Origin of the sequence: Dokdonia sp. Hel_I_53 (assembly GCF_007827465.1) — a bacterium.
Lineage (GTDB): Bacteria > Bacteroidota > Bacteroidia > Flavobacteriales > Flavobacteriaceae > Dokdonia.
The window spans coordinates 1,549,262-1,566,507 of sequence record NZ_VISL01000001.1 but is presented as its reverse complement, the minus strand read 5'-3'; the positions used below and the strand labels follow the sequence as shown (position 1 = coordinate 1,566,507).

The window sequence follows — 17,246 nt, the reverse complement described above, 5'->3', positions numbered from 1 at the left end:
CTAATCTTGATCTCTATAATTGTATTTATTCTCAATTATTATATTACCATCTATATCCTTAATATTTTCTAATCTATTCATAATATCATATTCATAATAAATAGTCTCTCCACTAGGAGAGGTTTTACTTGTCAAACCTACCATCGGCTTGTAAGTATAATTAGTAACCTGCGCATTAGGTAATTTATATAATGCTTGAATTTGAGATGAGTTCAAGCCTTGAGTAAGTAGAAACTCTGAACCAAATTCGGGTAACAATTCAATCTCTGCATATTTTATGTTAACAATTTTAGAGAGTAAATATTTACCATTGTAACCCCATACATATGATACAACCGGTCCATCTTTCTGTTGTATCTCAATGGCATTTCCAAAAGAATCATATCTATTAATATAAATCTTGTCTTCTGCTGGAATACCACCCTTCGATGAGGCGATTGTATGAGGAAGAATCATCATTTCAGGTCCATTACTTACTTTCCCAAATTTTATTTCTTTAGTTGATAAGAGTGAAGAATTCTTAAATTGTTTTATTACAAGAGGATCTTCTGGAAATGGAGAATTAAAATCTCCAATTATGGGAGATGAAGGCTCATAATAAAATTCTGTGGTGAGAGTTTGGTGAGAACTATTTGTTTTAATTGATTTACTTAAAAGATAATCACTATTGTACTCATATGTTACTGAACTTTCCACGCTGTGCTCATCTAAGAAATTTAATCTACTTGTAGAATTAATATTGCCTACTTGAAATGATGAATTTCCCGCTTGATATCCAATTGTTGGGTTAATGCTTTGAAAACAATTAACCGTTGGACTCGAACAAATTTGCGGAAAACCAAGAACCATTCCTAAAGATTGAAATCCAGATAATTCATACGGAAGATAGGAGTATTGACCTGGATTATCTGCATATGTAACAATTACATGTAACTTTTTGTTCTCATTATTTTTATATGTATACCCTAGAGTATTTATTATGTTCTCTGAAAAATCACTTACTACATAGTCATTCTCATGATGTGAAATAGCTCCTGTTGTACTATTGAGGGTAGTGGAGTTTAACATTTTTCCTTTCTTGTAATTAGGAAAATAATTTCTGGAAAAAGGTGGGCTATGTTGTGGAGAATTACCTTTTGTCCCAGCTGTATTGAACGAATATTTTGTTTCGCCATTCTTTTCTCCACTGTACACATTCCTATTAATTTCAGAAACTCCTGAATACGAAAGAATCGGTTCAGATCCCATTACAGGTTTAGAGTATCTAATTAATTTAGGTCTTTGTTTGATTTGGTTATAGGTTTCATCAAAATATGCTTCATTTGTGAGATAAGAAAATATAGGGTTTAAATTTTCATTAACAAAACCATATTTATATTCTTTCTTGGTAGAGACTTTTTGAATCTCTGTGTAGTTTGTAATTTCCTTTAAGCGATAAGAAGGATACATTTCTGTCCTTGCTATGTAAGGCTCATCTTCTGTTCTAGATATTATTATATCAAAATCGATAGTTCCTAAAGTTGATTCATCATGACCTTCTAATGGGTCATTAACCATCATTGCGTTAAAGATTACTGCTTGATAACACTTATCTGCATCTAAAGCTACCGTATTAGAAACACTATCATGATAATCCCATACAACAAAAGACCCAGATTCACATGCGGTTAAAGCTTCTGCATAACTCAAAGGAACACATTCATTTAACTCAATTATAAAAGATTTAAGGTAATTTACAGAGGCATCTACTATAAAACTAGTATTAAGTTTTGAGATTATATCATAGGATGTAGATTCAGAGACTTCAAAGATTTCTGAATTATAAATACCAATTGCATCAAGACCAGTATCACCTTTTGAATTAATAATATTTGGAGAGGGGCAGCATTCATTTTCTAAACATTCATCTGTATACGCAGTATTACTTGGGTTATGACGCTGGTTAAAAAAATCAATAGGTATTTGATTATTTGTACTTAAACTAAAGTATATCTGTTCATTTGGTCGCATTCCATACTCATTAGTATAAGCTTGTTCATATTTGAACGTACTATGACCCCCTGTGGGGTATGTTATTTTTTCTAAAATACCTTTTGTTGCATAATTCACATTAAAATCACGGTTTGCTCCTGAAAAAGATTTCCCATAAATGTCTACTTTAGGAATTAAACTGCTGTTATTCACGCCATTATAGTATCCAAATATATCCTGTGCTTTTGAATCTCGAGATGGCACTTGTTCAGGAGCATTATATGTAAACACATATTTTTTATCGTAACTATTTAAGTCAATATTCATATTAATACCTTCGCCAGAAATCCCAATTCCATCTAATTTTAATCTCAATTCTTCTTCGTCAAAATTATTAGGATCACTATCGGAAGAAATACCAAAATAAGAATAGAAAAAATTAAAACTAGAAACTCTATTTCCTAGAGTATTTGTAATAGATATATTTGAAATTGCAGACGGAATAGATAAGTCGTGTCGCTCCTTTAATGATATATCAATAATATTATTACCGTTATAAATAATTTTTGTTAAAAACTGTTGCTTAATTTTCTCGTGCCCTGTAGAGAAAATTGGTGAGCCTGTCACCCAGGTAAGATTACCAGTGCTACTCACCCTAGTTTCAGAAATTTGAGAACTCGCAGAAATAGGTCTAGGTTTATTCCAAAATCCAAGATCATTATAATAAAATGTATAAACGTCCCTGTGATTTGGACTTTCTATACTTGTAAGAAGCCAAGAACTATTGTATACTTGAACTAATGCTCCTGCGTCACCTAGGTCATCATCATTATTATAATTAGTAACTTCTGCTTTATTAAAGGTATATTTTGTACCATTATTTATTACTTCCCAACCAGATATTGAATGATTTGAGCGAAAAACTTTAATTTTTAATCGAGGATTATCTAATGAATATACTTCATTATTAATGATAATGATTTGGCTATTTAAACCTGGAATATTAAGACTGTATGTGTCTGGTAATAAGTCTATTTTATTTTTACCTACATCCTCTAAGAATTTAAAGTAATTAAAAAGATCACTATCTGAATTAAACCCTGCTTGAGTAAAAATCTTTTCTCTATAATCATAGAATTTTGTGGCCGTTGCATTATCATTATAAGGAGTTTTATAATCACTTGTGATGTAATCATCTGGCAATCCATTTGTATTTCTAGTAATTCTTCCTCCTACATTAAGATTCCAGCCAAGTCCAACGCCAGTAGCTATATCCTCTACCTTCAGATTCATTGGATCATAGTTCAAATTTATCGGAACATCTATTTCCTTACCTTTTATAGTATAAATAGGGATATCTATATTCGGCATACCTCTGTATAGGTCTACAGGTACATTTCCATATTTTTGAAAAGCGGCAGCTTCAGGAGAATTGGGAATTTCGATAATCCTCGCTAGCTCTGATGCATAATTGTATTCATATGAATTATTTCCTGTATCATCAACCTGTCCCTGTGCAATAACAAACACATATGAATAACAAACAAAAACGGAAGTAAAAAGTAAGGATTTATTAATCATAATGATCAAATTAATTTTAATTTGTTAAGTGGTTCATACCTGGCTTAAGTAAGTTTTTTTGACAAAAAAATATCAGATAAGTCAATTGAATAAATAGCATTTAGTTTAGGTAGCTTAATAATGTGTATTCTTTTAGAAATCCTACCGCCGGGTCTATTGCTGAATAATAATCTCATAGTTAAGTATGCATGATTTAAACTTAATCTAATATTTAGAAATAATTTCAATCTAAAATTATAATTTTGCGAACATAATAAAATTACATATCAATTCTTCATGATTTTTTTCATTAAAAAATTGTAAAGAAAAAATAAAATTATAAATTCATGAAAGTGAGTATTTTACAAATAATTTTATTGTCATGATAATTAGAAATAAAACTACATGTACCTCCTATAAAGAGGCCTTTATTTTAAAGTTGTAATATAGATTTTAAATTCTCTAAACCTATTTATTTGTTAAATTTTATTGATATTAGTCCTCTATAAATGAATCAATATGATAAAACAATTTATTAATAAGTTTAATGGATGGTGTAAGGTAAGGTTAGCCGCTTATAACCTCCAAAATATGCTCCTAGCTTTAGCATTGATGGGGATACTCATGATGTTTGCCGTGCCTAAAACAATGCCTCTTATTGTCAAGTTTAAAAGCTCAGAGGCCCAAGCTCAGCTCAAATATATACATACATTGCAAGAAATGTTTTTTTATACAAATTCTCGTTATGCAGATAATTTCACAGATATTTATTTTGAAGCTCCTAAATCTGTAAAGGCAGGAGGCAATGCGAATTACTCATATGAAATAATCTCTGCAGGAGCAGGGCAATTTAAAGCTACGGCAACAGCAATTATTGATTTTGACTCTGATGGAATTTATAACGTCTGGGAAATAAATGAAAATGGTGTTCCTAAACAAAAAATATTGGATTGATTCTTACGGTCAAAATTCTTCTCACACTTAATTTAATTGCTATTTTTTATCAAGATATTAGAGACCGTGCTGTGTACTGGTTTCTATTTTTGACTTTAGCGATTCAAATTACATATTTGCACTACCAAGAGGTAGGCTTCCAAAACCTGATTATTAATACTAGCTTTAATCTTATTTTTACGGGATTTATTCTATTCTTTCTGTTACTCTTTATATATTTTAAAACTGGTAAATTTTCTTATAAAGATGCAATTGGTCTAGGGGACATTCTAATGTTCATAGCAATATCTTGTACATTTGCCACTTATAGTTTTGCGGTGTTATTTGTCTTTGGGCTCATTGCTTCATTAATTTGTCACTTAATAATCACACGTGTAGCGAGGGTTACGCTTTCGCGAAAGCGAAATTCTAAACACATTGCTACTATGGTACCTTTAGCTGGATATCTGGCTATTTATTACTTGTTAGTTTATATTGTTTATTGGTTAGGCTACAATGCTAATTTGTATTTATTATGACAAAAAAAAATCAGAAAGAATTTGAGTTGCCTCTGGTATTAAAACAAACCATTTCTGCAGATCAAGCCTATACCTACCGTATTGTTCCAAAAGAATTTGATAGCAATACGCTTTTATGTTATTCTGATACCAAGGATCTCAAACGACGCTCCAAAGAGCTAAGCATTCTTTTAGGGAAGGGTATACAGCTTAATTATATTGAAACTGAGAAACTTAATGATTTACTAAGTTTAAATTACCGGCAATCCTCTCAGTCAAAAAAAGAGAGCCTCCACTACACTGAAGATTTTCTAGACAAAGTTCTTCTCTCTGCTAAGTCAATAGGTAGTAGTGATGTACACTTTGAGCCTTTAGAAAATTCCTGTAGAGTTCGTTTGAGATTAGACGGTCGTTTAAAAGAATATTATACAATTAAAAAGAAGGACTATGCAACAATAATTAATCGCATAAAAAATAAAGCAGGACTCGATATTTCCCAAAAACGTATCCCTCAGGATGGAAGAATTACAATTAAAACACAAAACGAGGAATTTGATATAAGAGTATCAACATTACCCTCTCTCAATGGTGAAAGTATTGTTTTAAGAATTTTAAGTAGAGATACTTCTAATATAGATATATCAAATTTAGGATTTACTAATGAGGACATTATAACTTATAGTGATAGTATCAAAAATCCTCATGGAATAATATTGATTTCTGGACCTACAGGTTCTGGTAAAACAACAACCTTATATGCCACGTTAAAAAAATTAAACACTCCAGATACTAAAATTTTAACCATTGAAGATCCAATAGAATATACGCTAGGAGGTGTAATGCAAATGCAATTAAGAGAAGATATAGGCTTGAATTTTGAAACTGCGCTAAAAACATTTTTACGACAAGACCCTGATATTATTATGGTAGGGGAAATAAGAGATGCAAAAACGGCAAATATGGCAATTAGAGCTGCCCTTACTGGGCATTTAGTTTTATCTACCATACATTCTAATTCTGCATGGGATACAGTTTCAAGACTAAAAGATATGGGAGTTCCTAATCATTTAATAGCTACTACGTTAAAATTAAGTGTTGCACAACGATTGATAAGGAAGCTTTGTAAATGCTGCAAACAAAAAGTTGCAATAACAGAATCTTCATTTCCTAAAAAATTTACACCACCCCAGCCTATTGATTGTCATTATGTTGCTAAGGGTTGCAATAAATGTTATTTTACGGGCTATACAGGTAGACAAGCAATATATGAACTCCTTCCTATCTCTAGAGAGGTAGGTAAGCATATTAAAAATAATGAATTATCAATAGATAATTATTACAAAAAGAATAATTTAAGAACTTTGGCTCAACAATCTTGGACTCTTATCCTAGAAGGAGTAACAAGTCCAGATGAGGTTTTCTCCCTTTTAGTAAATGATCAGTAATATTTTTATGAAATACATTTTTGTCATCGTCCTAATTTTACTTTCTGCCAACTACTCTTACAGTCAAGATGGAAGTAAGTCTCGAATAATTTTACTTGAGCAACGCCTAGAAAGCTTGATTCCTGAAATACCAGGGCTCTCTGAAGAGCTCAATATAAAGGCTCAAAATATAAATCTCACAACATTTTTAATAAGTGTATCTGAGATACATAACATAAACATTGACACAAGTCAAGGCCTTTCAGGAATTCAAGTGAATAATAGTTTTAGAAATGTTCTTGTTAAGGACGTTTTACTTTATTTATGTAAAACTTATAATCTTGAAATCGACTTCTCTGGCAAGATTTTGTTTTTCAAAAACTTCCAACCTCCATATGTCGCACCTGTAGAGAGAAGTATACCTGTTGAATATAGTCAGAATACTATGAGGTTAAGTATTGATTTAAAAAATGACCCACTACCAGAGGTTTTAAAATTGATATCAACAAAAACTGGTAAAGGAATATTTTATTCTCCAGATCTTGAAAACACTATAGTTAATGGTTTTATTAATGATTTGCCCCTTGACCTAGCTATGGAAAAGCTAGCTTTCTCAAATAATCTTAACCTTAATATCTCTAAAGATGGTGTTTATGAGTTTGAAAATGGGTTAGAAGAAAATGCTATCTCATCCAATAATGGTACTACTCCAGCAAAAAGAAGGAGAGTCTCAAATGTGAGAAATTCAAACTTCTTTTTTGAAGTATTAGATAAAGAGTTAAAACTTTTAGAGGTAGATTTTTTCAATGCCTCCATTAAAGATGTTATCTACGACATTAGTGAAAAATTAGATATCGACATCTTTACAGCAACTCCCCTTGATGATGCAGGTTTAGTTAGTGTAAAATCTAAAGAAATATCATTTGACACCCTCTTAGCCAAAATTTTTGAAAATGGCCAAAATTCTGCCAGTGTTTCTAAAAATTCAGTTAATATAAATAATCAGACCCCTTCACAAAAAAATAAACAATTTACTTGGAAAAAGCAAAATGACATTTATTACTTCGGTTTGTCAGAACAACTCACGGTGCGCAGCTCTGAGCTTATTCAATTAAAAAATAGATCTGTTATCATATTATCAGATCCCGATACTGGCACCAGAAGGGCCGGAAGAACAGCTTCTATTAATTCTCAATTAGGCAGTGCAGTTACTAATAATGGAAACCAACCATTTAATAGAAATCAACAGGAAAATAATAGTACTCAGAGCTTAAGTAATCGTAACTTGTTAGTTAACAGTAATCTTAAAGAAATTATTCCTATTGACATACAGAAGGATATTGAAATTACAATAGATGAAGAATTAAATGCTTTTGTAGTAAGTGGACCTAGTTCTAATATAGAACGCTTTAAAGCTTTTATTTCTGAAATTGATAAAAAAGTACCCTTAATAGTGTTAGAGGTTATGATTTTAGAAACCAACAAAAATAGTTCAATTGACCTCGGGGTAGAATGGGGTATAGGTACTGAGCCTACTTCAACACAGGGTCAAATCTTTCCATCAACCAATCTTAACTTAGGAGCAAACACTGTTAATCGCATTCTTGGTCGTATTGATGGTTCAAGTTTTTTTAATATCGGAAAAGTAGTTCCAAATTTTTACGCAAATATAAGAGCATCAGAAACAAATGGAAATTTTAAAATAAAAGACTCTCCTAGAATTGCTACTTTGAATGGTCATAGAGCTAGTTTTTCTAATGGTCAAACTAGTTATTATGCTGTGACATCACAGACTTTCATTGGTTCACAAAACCCTGCTACTTCAGAAATTGTAAATTATCAACCTATAGACGCAGAGTTGTCTTTAGAAGTTAAGCCATTCGTTTCTTTAGACGGAGAAATCACTATGGATATAAGGGTAATTCAATCAAATTTTAATGGGGAACGTATTGCTCCAGATGCACCTCCAGGAATTAATAGCCGTGAACTTACTTCTATAGTAAGGGCTCAAAGTAATGACATTATTGTTTTAGGGGGGTTAGAATCAAGCTCCAAAGTGAGTTCTGGACAAGGTGTACCTTTTCTAGCTAGGATACCAATTATTAAATATTTATTTAGTCAAAGAACCAGAAGTGCATCTAAATCTAAACTCAGTATATTAATTAAACCAACTGTTTTTTACTAATGGGATTTAGTTTGTTAGAAAATATTATTTACAGAAATACCTACAGTTGTATTGAAGTCACCCAACTCAACGATGGCTTAGTTTTAAATAATTTAGTTACACAAGTAATACATAGTGACTTAAGTATTGTAGGTGCAGAAACATACACATCCATCGATGACAAACTAATTACAAACGCAAAGGGAAAAGCCCACCATCTTATAGTTAACAATGAGGAGGTTATTTACAAAACTGTAACAAAAAATCAATACGATTTAAATAAAATTGTTCAAGAAGTATACCCGAGCGTTCGTAGTGAAGATTTTTATTATCAGTATTTTATAGCAGATGAAGATGTTCATCTCTTCATCTGTCAGAAAGCATATATTGATGAATGTATAGTGGATTTTGAGAAACATAACATTCACATTACACAGTTGAGTTTAGGGTGTTCTTGTATAGAAACAATCATTCCATATTTAAAATTATCTCAAAGTCTTAATTTTAATAATTATAAAATCTTAAATCCAGGTAAACATCTTGAAATCATCCCATCTTCAGCACACAGTTATGAAGAATATTATCTAGAGGGACTCACCTTATCCTCATCTAATATTTTATTATTTTCTGGGGCACTAACTTTATATACAGGAAAAGAAAACCAGACAATTTCAAATTTTGATGTCCTTGAGAATAAGCAGCTACAAAACTTTAAGCAAAATCGATTGTTTAACTTGGCGCTACCCATTAGTGTTGGATTTTTATTTGTAATTGCAGTACTAAATACATTTTATTATACTCATTATTTCGACAAAGTCCAACACCTAATTCAGTTATCAGAGATAAATAAATCTCAACGAGAAGCGATTATTGAGCAAGATTCAATAGTAAATAAAAAACAAAAATTATTTGAAGACGTCATACATTCAACATCCTCTAGAAGCTCCTTTTTTATTAATCAAATTGCAAAAACAAAACCTACCTCAATAAATCTTTCTGCTATTATCTACCAACCCATTCAAAAACGAATTCGTACAGATAAAATTATAGAAATATTTAAAAATAACATTGTTGTTTCAGGCACACTAAGTGAGATTAATGAATTGACAGGTTGGATAAGGTTACTTGAGAAAGAAAAGTTTATAAAAAATATTTCCATTGAAAGTGTATCAAATCAAAGCCGGCAGTCTAGTTTTATTTTAAATATCGATTTGAATGAAGATTAAAAACAAAAACTACTTACTATTATTTGGTTTTATATTAATGATTCTTATAGGTTATTTTGCCGCCTTTAAAGACACGCTTGCAGTTTATTCAAATTATAAAATGCTCATAGAGCAAGAAAAATTAGCAGCTAATTTTCCTCAAAAAAAATATGCATTAGAAACAAAAAGTAACTATTACGACAGCCTATTACATCACTATCGCATTACAGATACTTCTTTACAAAATAATTTACTCAACGTGTTAGAGGATTTTGCTAAAAAAGAAAAACTACAAATTTTATCTTTTGAAAAGCCTCATATCTCCAGCATAAATGACTACACTGTACAATCCTACCAGTTCTCTGTCACTGGTGAATATCATGCCATTCTAAAACTTGCCTATCATTTAGAACAGCGACATAAATTTGGAATGATTGCTAGTTTAAATTTAGAAAAAGTTAGAATTAAATATTCAAAAGAAAATCATCTTGTAGGCAATATTCTGCTACAATTAATTAAGTAAGTTTTAAACACTGAGGTCACCATAGTGTTTCTACTTTTGAAATGCATTTCGATTTGCTATGTAAGCTTCCCTAAAAAGGGGAAGCCTACAGCTAAATCATTAAATTATAAAAGTTAGATAATATTAGTTATGAAAACAAAAGTCTTTTGAGAAAGTTTAAAACATACAAAGTTATGATGAATAGTAGGTGTTGATCTAACATTCTAATCAATCAGTTGAAATTTAGTTATTTATAACAGATTTAATTTACCTATTTTATGTATGCATAAGAGAATAGAGGTATTTATTGGACAAATCACAGCACGCTTGGAAAAAGAAAGAATTAGATCAGATTATAATTTCAATTGTTTTTATTAAAAAAAGTAGTCGCTATAAATTCTTTCTTTATTAATCTATTATATTTGAATGCAATGAAGAAAGCAACCTTATATATAGTAATAATTGTAATTTTAACAAGTTGCAATAGCATACGTGAGCAGGTAATTCGAAAAGAGGTAGTTGCACATCTTGAGATTGGTCAAATTATTGATACAAGGGGGGGCTTAAGCAAGGATCTGGAGGTAAAAACAACGCCTCCTCTTTCTACTCCTTTACGTGTAACTATTAAAGAGATAGCACCACTCAAGAAAAAAGCAACAAAACTTTTAAAAAGTAAAGCTATTATTGATACGCTACAGCCTATTAGACCTGATGTTTATTATGAGCTAGAACTTATAGATGACATTAAATATATTCAACAAATTAATAATGATAAGGCTACACTAAACTTTATCAAGAACACTTCAAGTGCGGGAGTAATTACTAAAATAAGTATTATCACAAGAAATAATCAAAGACTTAATACTGCCTCAAATATTTTTTTGAAACAAGCAAAAGACAATACGTTATATTTAGAGGTACATGATTCTCAAAATGATATATCAATAGTTTCCTTTAAGGAATTTCAACTGTTAGATTATGAGGTTTCTACATTTTGTTACGGTTTAAATCAAAAATTTCAAATACAAGTGATGGATGTTTTAGAAGCTGGAAAAAAATGTGATAATTCCTTAAAAAATAGGGTTCAAGATTTTAAAGAACAAAAAAGTTTATTTGACTTTTAATGATGAGATTTACACTTATAATATTTATCACCTCGATCTTAACATTGATTTCTTGTGAGGATATCGTGAGTGTAGAAGATATTTCTGAGAATCAGATACTTACACTCGCTCCTAGCCAAAATGCAGAGGTGACAGAAGGAAATATTACTTTTACATGGTCACAAGTTCCATTTGTAACAACATATGAATTCCAGATTGCCACACCAAGTTTTACAAATGCTCTAGAAATCTCAGAAACGGATGTTGTTTCTGATACCATGTCTACTACGATGACAGTTGATAAAACCTTAACCCCTAGGAATTATGAATGGAGAGTTAAAGGATTAAATTCCAGTTATGAAACTGCTTACACTACTAATATCCTAGTTGTAATACCAGAAAATGTTATAGTTGCTGACCTTGAAGTACAACTTTTAACTCCAGAAGAAAATTTTATCACAACAGAAACTTCTATTTTATTTTCTTGGGAAGAGTTAGAAAATATCGAACAGTACCGTTTAATTGTGACTAATATAAACACGGATACTGTTATCTATGAGACCTTAGCTACATCTATGCAAAGAATTGTTACATTAAGCGCAGGCGATTATAACTGGAAAGTACGTGGTGAAAATGAGACAGCATCTACAATATATGTGGAACGCTCGTTAACTATTGAATAATGGCTAGTGCAAAAAAACCCAACAAACTTGTAGTAATCTCTGTAATCACTATATGGTGCGTGGTAATTGGTCAAATTATTTACTATGGCTTTTTTAATCAAGCACCTGAAATACCATTAACTACGCCTAAGGTTACAGCAGCTTTTGTTAAGCAGGAGTATAATCTTAATGATACCTTTGAACTTCAAATCGATTATCCAGATCCATTTCATATAATAAAAAAACCTCAAAAGGTTATTAAGAAAATTAAAAATGCTCTACCACCACCTATTTTTGATAATACTATAATAGCTCCACAAATTATTTATAAAGGAGTGATTTCAAATCAAAATAATGAAAATCAAATTTTCACCATTGCTATAGATCAAATAGAATATACATTAAAAGAGGGTCAATCTATTGAAAACGTAAAAGTCATTCGTGGAGATGTAAATAGTATCATTTTACTTGTTGATAATAAACGTGTGAAGTTAAGGATCGCTCAAGGCGCATGAAATTAAAAAAAATAAACGCCGGGTCCTTGCAATATGCGATAACCATAAGTATTATCATAGGAGGTATACTTGCTGCGTTTCTACTATACACGCATATACAACTCAAATTCTCTAAACAATCAGAGTGGGCAAATAATAGTATTGCACTTGCGGAAGATGGTCTTAGTTATGTGGAAAATTTTAATATTCCTTATAACGACACGCTCACATTAAATAGAGATAACAATGGTACTCAGGATATTTATAAAAAACATTGGGGCATCTATGATATCATTGAAAGCACGGGTAAATCTCATTCTTTTAATTATAATTTTAAAACACTTTCTGCACTCACTCAATCCAAAGAAGAAATTTTAGCTATTTCAATGCCCAATGAAGAACAATCTCTAGTTTTGACAGGAGCAACTAGCGTATACGGTAATGTACAATTATCAGAAAGAGGAGCTAAAACTGGTTCTATAGCAGGATCATATTTAGAAAATGAAATTCTTATTCATGGGAGTGAGTTGTCAAACTACGGTTTGATTCCAGAACTCAATCCAGAAAAAGTGAAGCATCTAAAGGATTTAGTCTCCCATGATTTTGAGTCCGCGTTAGAACCTTTACGGCTTGAAAGCTCACTGACACATATACGTAGCTTCAGTGAGCCTACTGCTATGATTTATAGCCCCAAAGCACTATATATTGGTCAAGAATATTTAGAGGGCAATATTATATTTATATCTGACGTATCTATCACAGTTTCCGCTTTCGCGAAAGCAAAAAACATTATTTTAATTGCTCCTAAAATTAAAATTGAATCTAATGCTGTAGTCCAACTACAAGCTATAGCTTCCACATCAATTAGTGTTGAGAGTGAAGCCCATTTGAAGTATCCATCTGCTATCGTTTTGATTAATGAAAATGATCAAGAATTAGAAACACCAAAAATAATTATTGGACAACAAGCATCTATTGAAGGTAGTATGCTGTATATAAGTGACATACAAAGTAAAAAAAAATTACCCGAAATTTTATTATGTAAGAACTCCAAAGTGTTTGGTGAAATATATTCTCAAGGTTATTTAGAGTTACGTGGTAAAGTATATGGAAGTGTTTATACTAAAAATTTCATTGTCACCCACAAAGGCTCCTCATACATAAATCATATTTTGGATGGTGTTATTGATACGCGCACCATTCCTGTAAATTTTGGGGGTCTTATGTCAGGAAAAGATTTCAAACGTAATCATTTACTATGGTTAGACTAAATACTAAAGTAAAAGGTGCGTCTCTCATAGAAAGTGTGATTGCTACCGTTATCATAATTGTAGTATTCACAATCGCTTCAATAACCTTTACAACAGTGATGAGGGGAGGTATGCAATCAAACACTTTTAAGGTTCAAAATAAGTTGGATTTTTTATTTTATAAATACGAAAATGGACAGCTAAAAATTCCATATGATGAGGAGTACGAAAAATTCTTCATTAAAATCTTTCACACTACAGATCACGAAATTACTCAATTAATCATGCAGGTAACTAGTAAAGATGAATCCATTAAATTTGAACAAAAGCGCTGGATTGAATAAATCACATAAAATAAATGCCTTTACCTTGCAAGAAATGCTAGTCGTACTTGTAATTTCTGCCATAATAGCAAGTATAGGCTTTATGACACTGCGTATTGTTAACTTACAATTTGATAGGATTAATAATTTAAGAACAGAAAAAAATCGCATTCTACTATTAAAGCGTGAGATCAATGTAAGTTTTCAATCAACGGATTCTGTAGTGTGGGATAGTGATCTAAGAAAACTTTCTGCGTACAACAATGGAGAGATCATGAAGTTTTGGGAATTTAAAACAACTGCTATAAATAAAATAGATGACACCATACCATTACCAATTAAAACTATTTACCCTTACTCTGAGGGTAAGGATATAATTAATGGAAATATAGACGCATTGTGGTTAGAGTTTGGTCTAAGCAAGAGCACTATTCCTATATTTATAAGCAAGAGAAGGCCAGTAATTGATAGAAGTGACTTTAAATGGGATTAAACGTTTCTAAAATAGAAAAAATAGCACAAGAAAAAAAAAGAAAAGAGAAGGGTTCAATTCTCAATAAAGAAATTTCTTTTACTACAAATAAAAATTTTAGTAGCAAAAATAGAGAGCGTTTATACGAAGAACTATCTGTTTTACTCAGTTCTGGAATTCGACTCAATGAGGCTTTACAGCTTGTAATTGAATCAGAAAATAATGAAAAAAGTAAACTTTTATTTCAAACAATTTTCAAAGAAACTACAGATGGCTTATCCTTCTCTAATGCCTTAGAAAAAACAACCCAGTTTTCACCATATGAATATTATTCTATAAAAATAGGTGAAGAAAGTGGGACTCTCGATAAGGTCATAACTACATTAGCGGGATACTTTAAAAGAAAGAACGCTCAGCGCAAAGATCTTATCAATGCTATTTCTTATCCTATAATCCTACTTACTACAGCTATTTTAATATTTGGGTTTATGTTAAAATTTGTCGTTCCAATGTTTGAAGAGATTTTTAGACAGAATCAGGTTGAGCTACCATATTTAACAAAAATGGTTTTGAACTGGTCTCACTTCTTAGAAGACTATTTCCTAATAATTATAATAATTATAATAGGTTCTTTATTAATCTTTAATTTTATTAAGAGTAAAAAAAGAGTAAGATATATAATAGATCACTCGATACTGAAAATTCCTTTACTAGGTAGTTTTATCAAAACAACTCATACCGCAAAATTCACTGAAGCCACAGCGTTACTCGTAGGTGCTAAGGTTTCTATTTTAGAAGCATTACGCATGGTTCAAAATATGATACGCTTTATACCTCTAGAAAATGCTTTGCTTGAAGCCCAAAGTCAAATGCTAGAAGGAGAGAATCTGAGCATTGCTTTAGGAAGCACAGGTTTTTTTGATTCAAAGATGATTGCCCTACTTCGTGTAGCTGAAGAAACTAATAAAACTTCCTTCGTGTTTGACAAACTTAATGAGCAGTATAATAATGAAGTTATCCAGAAATCAAAGCGTTTTTCTATTGTTCTAGAACCTATAATTAACATCGTTATAGGTGTTCTTGTTGGACTTATTTTAGTCGCTATATATTTGCCCATGTTCGAGATGGGTAACGTATTTAAATAGTGAATGGAATGATTTCTCAAATATCTCTTAGTATTAATCAGTCAAGTTAAATTCAAGCAGTACTAGGTGGCGAATTCTATAAAATCAATTCGCACCATAACTTTTTTAAATTATCCATTTTTCTACACCGCTCGATGACTATAAGAATTAATCTATCTGTCGGTGAAATATTTTTAGCATCTATTTAAGGCACTTTTATCAACATACTTTAATACCTCTGACAATACTATAGATTCTATTTATAAATCTTCTATATCTAAGAGCTCAGATAATGTATCAGCTTGAATTTTAAGTTGCTTTCTGTGCTTACTATTTTTAATTGTATATTTCAACATCATAATAAAAATCAATATCGATTACGTACGCTTCTAGGAAAGTTTTATATCCATTGCAAGATATTCAAGTGCAAACTATATACGTACGTATAACTACAGGAATATAGTGTAAAGTATTGTAAAATAGATATTCGAGGTATGTGACTCACGGATAATAACGTTTTGATGACGTACGTAACGGAATATTTGAATAAACTTCTCTACGTAAGTGAACTTTCTAAAACTTCGATTACTTCTTTCTTTTTAAATCTAGTCTGGCGCCCAATTTTGTAGGGCTTAAGAATACCTTTATTAGACCAATCATGAATAGTTACAAGAGATACCGAAAGCATGACTTTGAGTTCTTTTCTTGTTAACCATTCGGAAGTCTCTTTTTCTTTTGAATCTTTTGAGAACTGCACAAGGCATTCTCGTACACCATCGAGTAGTTCAGCTTTTAGCTGTTCAGGTGTTGTGTTGTGAAGTTGTGTTACTGATTTGCTCATAATTATTAGGTTTTATGATGCAATTTTACTCTTATTTGAGGTAAATAAACTAGTTGTAATAATACAGTAAGGGGTTACTAAATTTCCAAGTCAGTAAAAATTTTATTGATTTTATCTTGCTGCTTATTACTTATAGGGTTGTGAAGTTTAGTCATTTTTTGTCTTATGCTTTCAGAACCTCTGCCCAATATGATTCCAAAAATTTCTGCAATTTTCTCATATGTATACCCTCTATTAACCATACTTGATAATATTTTAGTTCTTTCAAGAATTTTGAGAAGAAAAAGATTGGATATTGTTTTTGAACTGTCATTAATTACACCCAAGTCGTAAGTAGCAACAAATTCATGTTTTCTTTTATTGCGAAATTCTTCCTTTCTTCTTTCACTATATACAGCGTATTTATAGAAAAATGGAGCATCTGGAAAATCAAAAAATTCAGTTTGTTCTTCCTCAAATTCTATAAAGTCAATCTCAATTGCATCGTAATGTTCATTTTGAAATTTTCTTAATCTATCGTCATATGTAGATAGATAAGTTTTAAATGAGCAAAGTGGAAAATATTGCAGATTACTATCTGATATTTCAATTAGGTGAAGAAATGAATCAGTTAGTTTTTTTTCGCTAATTGAACTTCCGGATCTAACAAGTTTCAGGAAATCGATATATTGTTGTTTAAGGTTTAGCATTTATTTTTTGA

At 31.0% G+C, this 17,246-nt stretch carries 15 protein-coding genes; 12 read left to right on the top strand and 3 right to left on the bottom strand.

Annotated elements, in window-relative coordinates:
• Entirely contained in the window at window positions 1-3,552 is a 3,552-nt protein-coding gene (locus OD90_RS07065; RefSeq protein ID WP_144668362.1) for a hypothetical protein, read from the bottom strand.
• Window positions 3,553-4,050: 498 nt separating this feature from the next.
• Here OD90_RS07065 and OD90_RS07060 point away from each other — a divergent pair, with 498 nt between their 5' ends.
• The 12 genes from OD90_RS07060 (at window position 4,051) to OD90_RS07005 (ending at window position 15,726) form a co-directional block, all read left to right on the top strand.
• On the top strand, window positions 4,051-4,485 hold the full coding sequence (locus tag OD90_RS07060; RefSeq protein ID WP_144668360.1) for a type IV pilin protein: 435 nt from the start codon (window positions 4,051-4,053) through the stop codon (window positions 4,483-4,485).
• A 514-nt stretch (window positions 4,486-4,999) separates the two neighbouring features.
• Complete coding sequence (locus OD90_RS07055; protein WP_144668358.1) at window positions 5,000-6,427, top strand: GspE/PulE family protein; 1,428 nt, start codon at window positions 5,000-5,002, stop codon at window positions 6,425-6,427.
• 7 nt (window positions 6,428-6,434) lie between these two features.
• A complete protein-coding gene (locus OD90_RS07050) occupies window positions 6,435-8,591 on the top strand; it encodes a type II secretion system protein GspD (RefSeq protein ID WP_186434722.1) in 2,157 nt (718 codons plus the stop codon).
• On the top strand, window positions 8,591-9,796 hold the full coding sequence (locus tag OD90_RS07045; RefSeq protein ID WP_144668354.1) for a hypothetical protein: 1,206 nt from the start codon (window positions 8,591-8,593) through the stop codon (window positions 9,794-9,796). Before OD90_RS07050 ends, OD90_RS07045 begins: the two co-directional genes overlap by 1 nt.
• Complete coding sequence (gene pilO / locus OD90_RS07040; RefSeq protein ID WP_144668352.1) at window positions 9,786-10,298, top strand: type 4a pilus biogenesis protein PilO; 513 nt, start codon at window positions 9,786-9,788, stop codon at window positions 10,296-10,298. The genes OD90_RS07045 and pilO overlap by 11 nt, the downstream gene beginning before the upstream one ends.
• Window positions 10,299-10,642: 344 nt before the next feature.
• On the top strand, window positions 10,643-11,401 hold the full coding sequence (locus OD90_RS07035) for a hypothetical protein (protein ID WP_144668350.1): 759 nt from the start codon (window positions 10,643-10,645) through the stop codon (window positions 11,399-11,401).
• Entirely contained in the window at window positions 11,401-12,063 is a 663-nt protein-coding gene (locus OD90_RS07030) for a hypothetical protein (RefSeq protein ID WP_144668348.1), read from the top strand. The genes OD90_RS07035 and OD90_RS07030 overlap by 1 nt, the downstream gene beginning before the upstream one ends.
• Window positions 12,063-12,557, top strand: a complete 495-nt coding sequence (locus OD90_RS07025) for a hypothetical protein (RefSeq protein ID WP_144668346.1) — start codon at window positions 12,063-12,065, stop codon at window positions 12,555-12,557. The genes OD90_RS07030 and OD90_RS07025 overlap by 1 nt, the downstream gene beginning before the upstream one ends.
• Window positions 12,554-13,807 carry a hypothetical protein gene (locus tag OD90_RS07020; RefSeq protein ID WP_144668344.1) on the top strand — a complete coding sequence of 418 codons (1,254 nt, stop codon included), beginning with the start codon at window positions 12,554-12,556 and terminating at the stop codon, window positions 13,805-13,807. Before OD90_RS07025 ends, OD90_RS07020 begins: the two co-directional genes overlap by 4 nt.
• Window positions 13,795-14,130 (top strand): hypothetical protein, encoded by a 336-nt coding sequence (locus tag OD90_RS07015; protein WP_144668342.1) that lies wholly within the window; start codon window positions 13,795-13,797, stop codon window positions 14,128-14,130. The genes OD90_RS07020 and OD90_RS07015 overlap by 13 nt, the downstream gene beginning before the upstream one ends.
• The gene (locus tag OD90_RS07010) at window positions 14,090-14,602 is read left to right on the top strand and encodes a type II secretion system protein J (protein ID WP_144668340.1); all 513 of its coding nucleotides are present in this window, start codon (window positions 14,090-14,092) and stop codon (window positions 14,600-14,602) included. Before OD90_RS07015 ends, OD90_RS07010 begins: the two co-directional genes overlap by 41 nt.
• On the top strand, window positions 14,593-15,726 hold the full coding sequence (locus OD90_RS07005) for a type II secretion system F family protein (RefSeq protein WP_144668338.1): 1,134 nt from the start codon (window positions 14,593-14,595) through the stop codon (window positions 15,724-15,726). The genes OD90_RS07010 and OD90_RS07005 overlap by 10 nt, the downstream gene beginning before the upstream one ends.
• A gap of 535 nt (window positions 15,727-16,261) precedes the next feature.
• On the opposite strand, the gene OD90_RS07000 is transcribed toward OD90_RS07005, so the two are convergent.
• Both OD90_RS07000 and OD90_RS06995 read right to left on the bottom strand, forming a co-directional pair.
• Window positions 16,262-16,546 carry a helix-turn-helix domain-containing protein gene (locus OD90_RS07000; RefSeq protein ID WP_144668336.1) on the bottom strand — a complete coding sequence of 95 codons (285 nt, stop codon included), beginning with the start codon at window positions 16,544-16,546 and terminating at the stop codon, window positions 16,262-16,264.
• Window positions 16,547-16,623: 77 nt separating this feature from the next.
• The gene (locus OD90_RS06995; protein ID WP_144668334.1) at window positions 16,624-17,235 is read right to left on the bottom strand and encodes a hypothetical protein; all 612 of its coding nucleotides are present in this window, start codon (window positions 17,233-17,235) and stop codon (window positions 16,624-16,626) included.
• Between the last annotated feature and the right edge of the window lie 11 nt (window positions 17,236-17,246).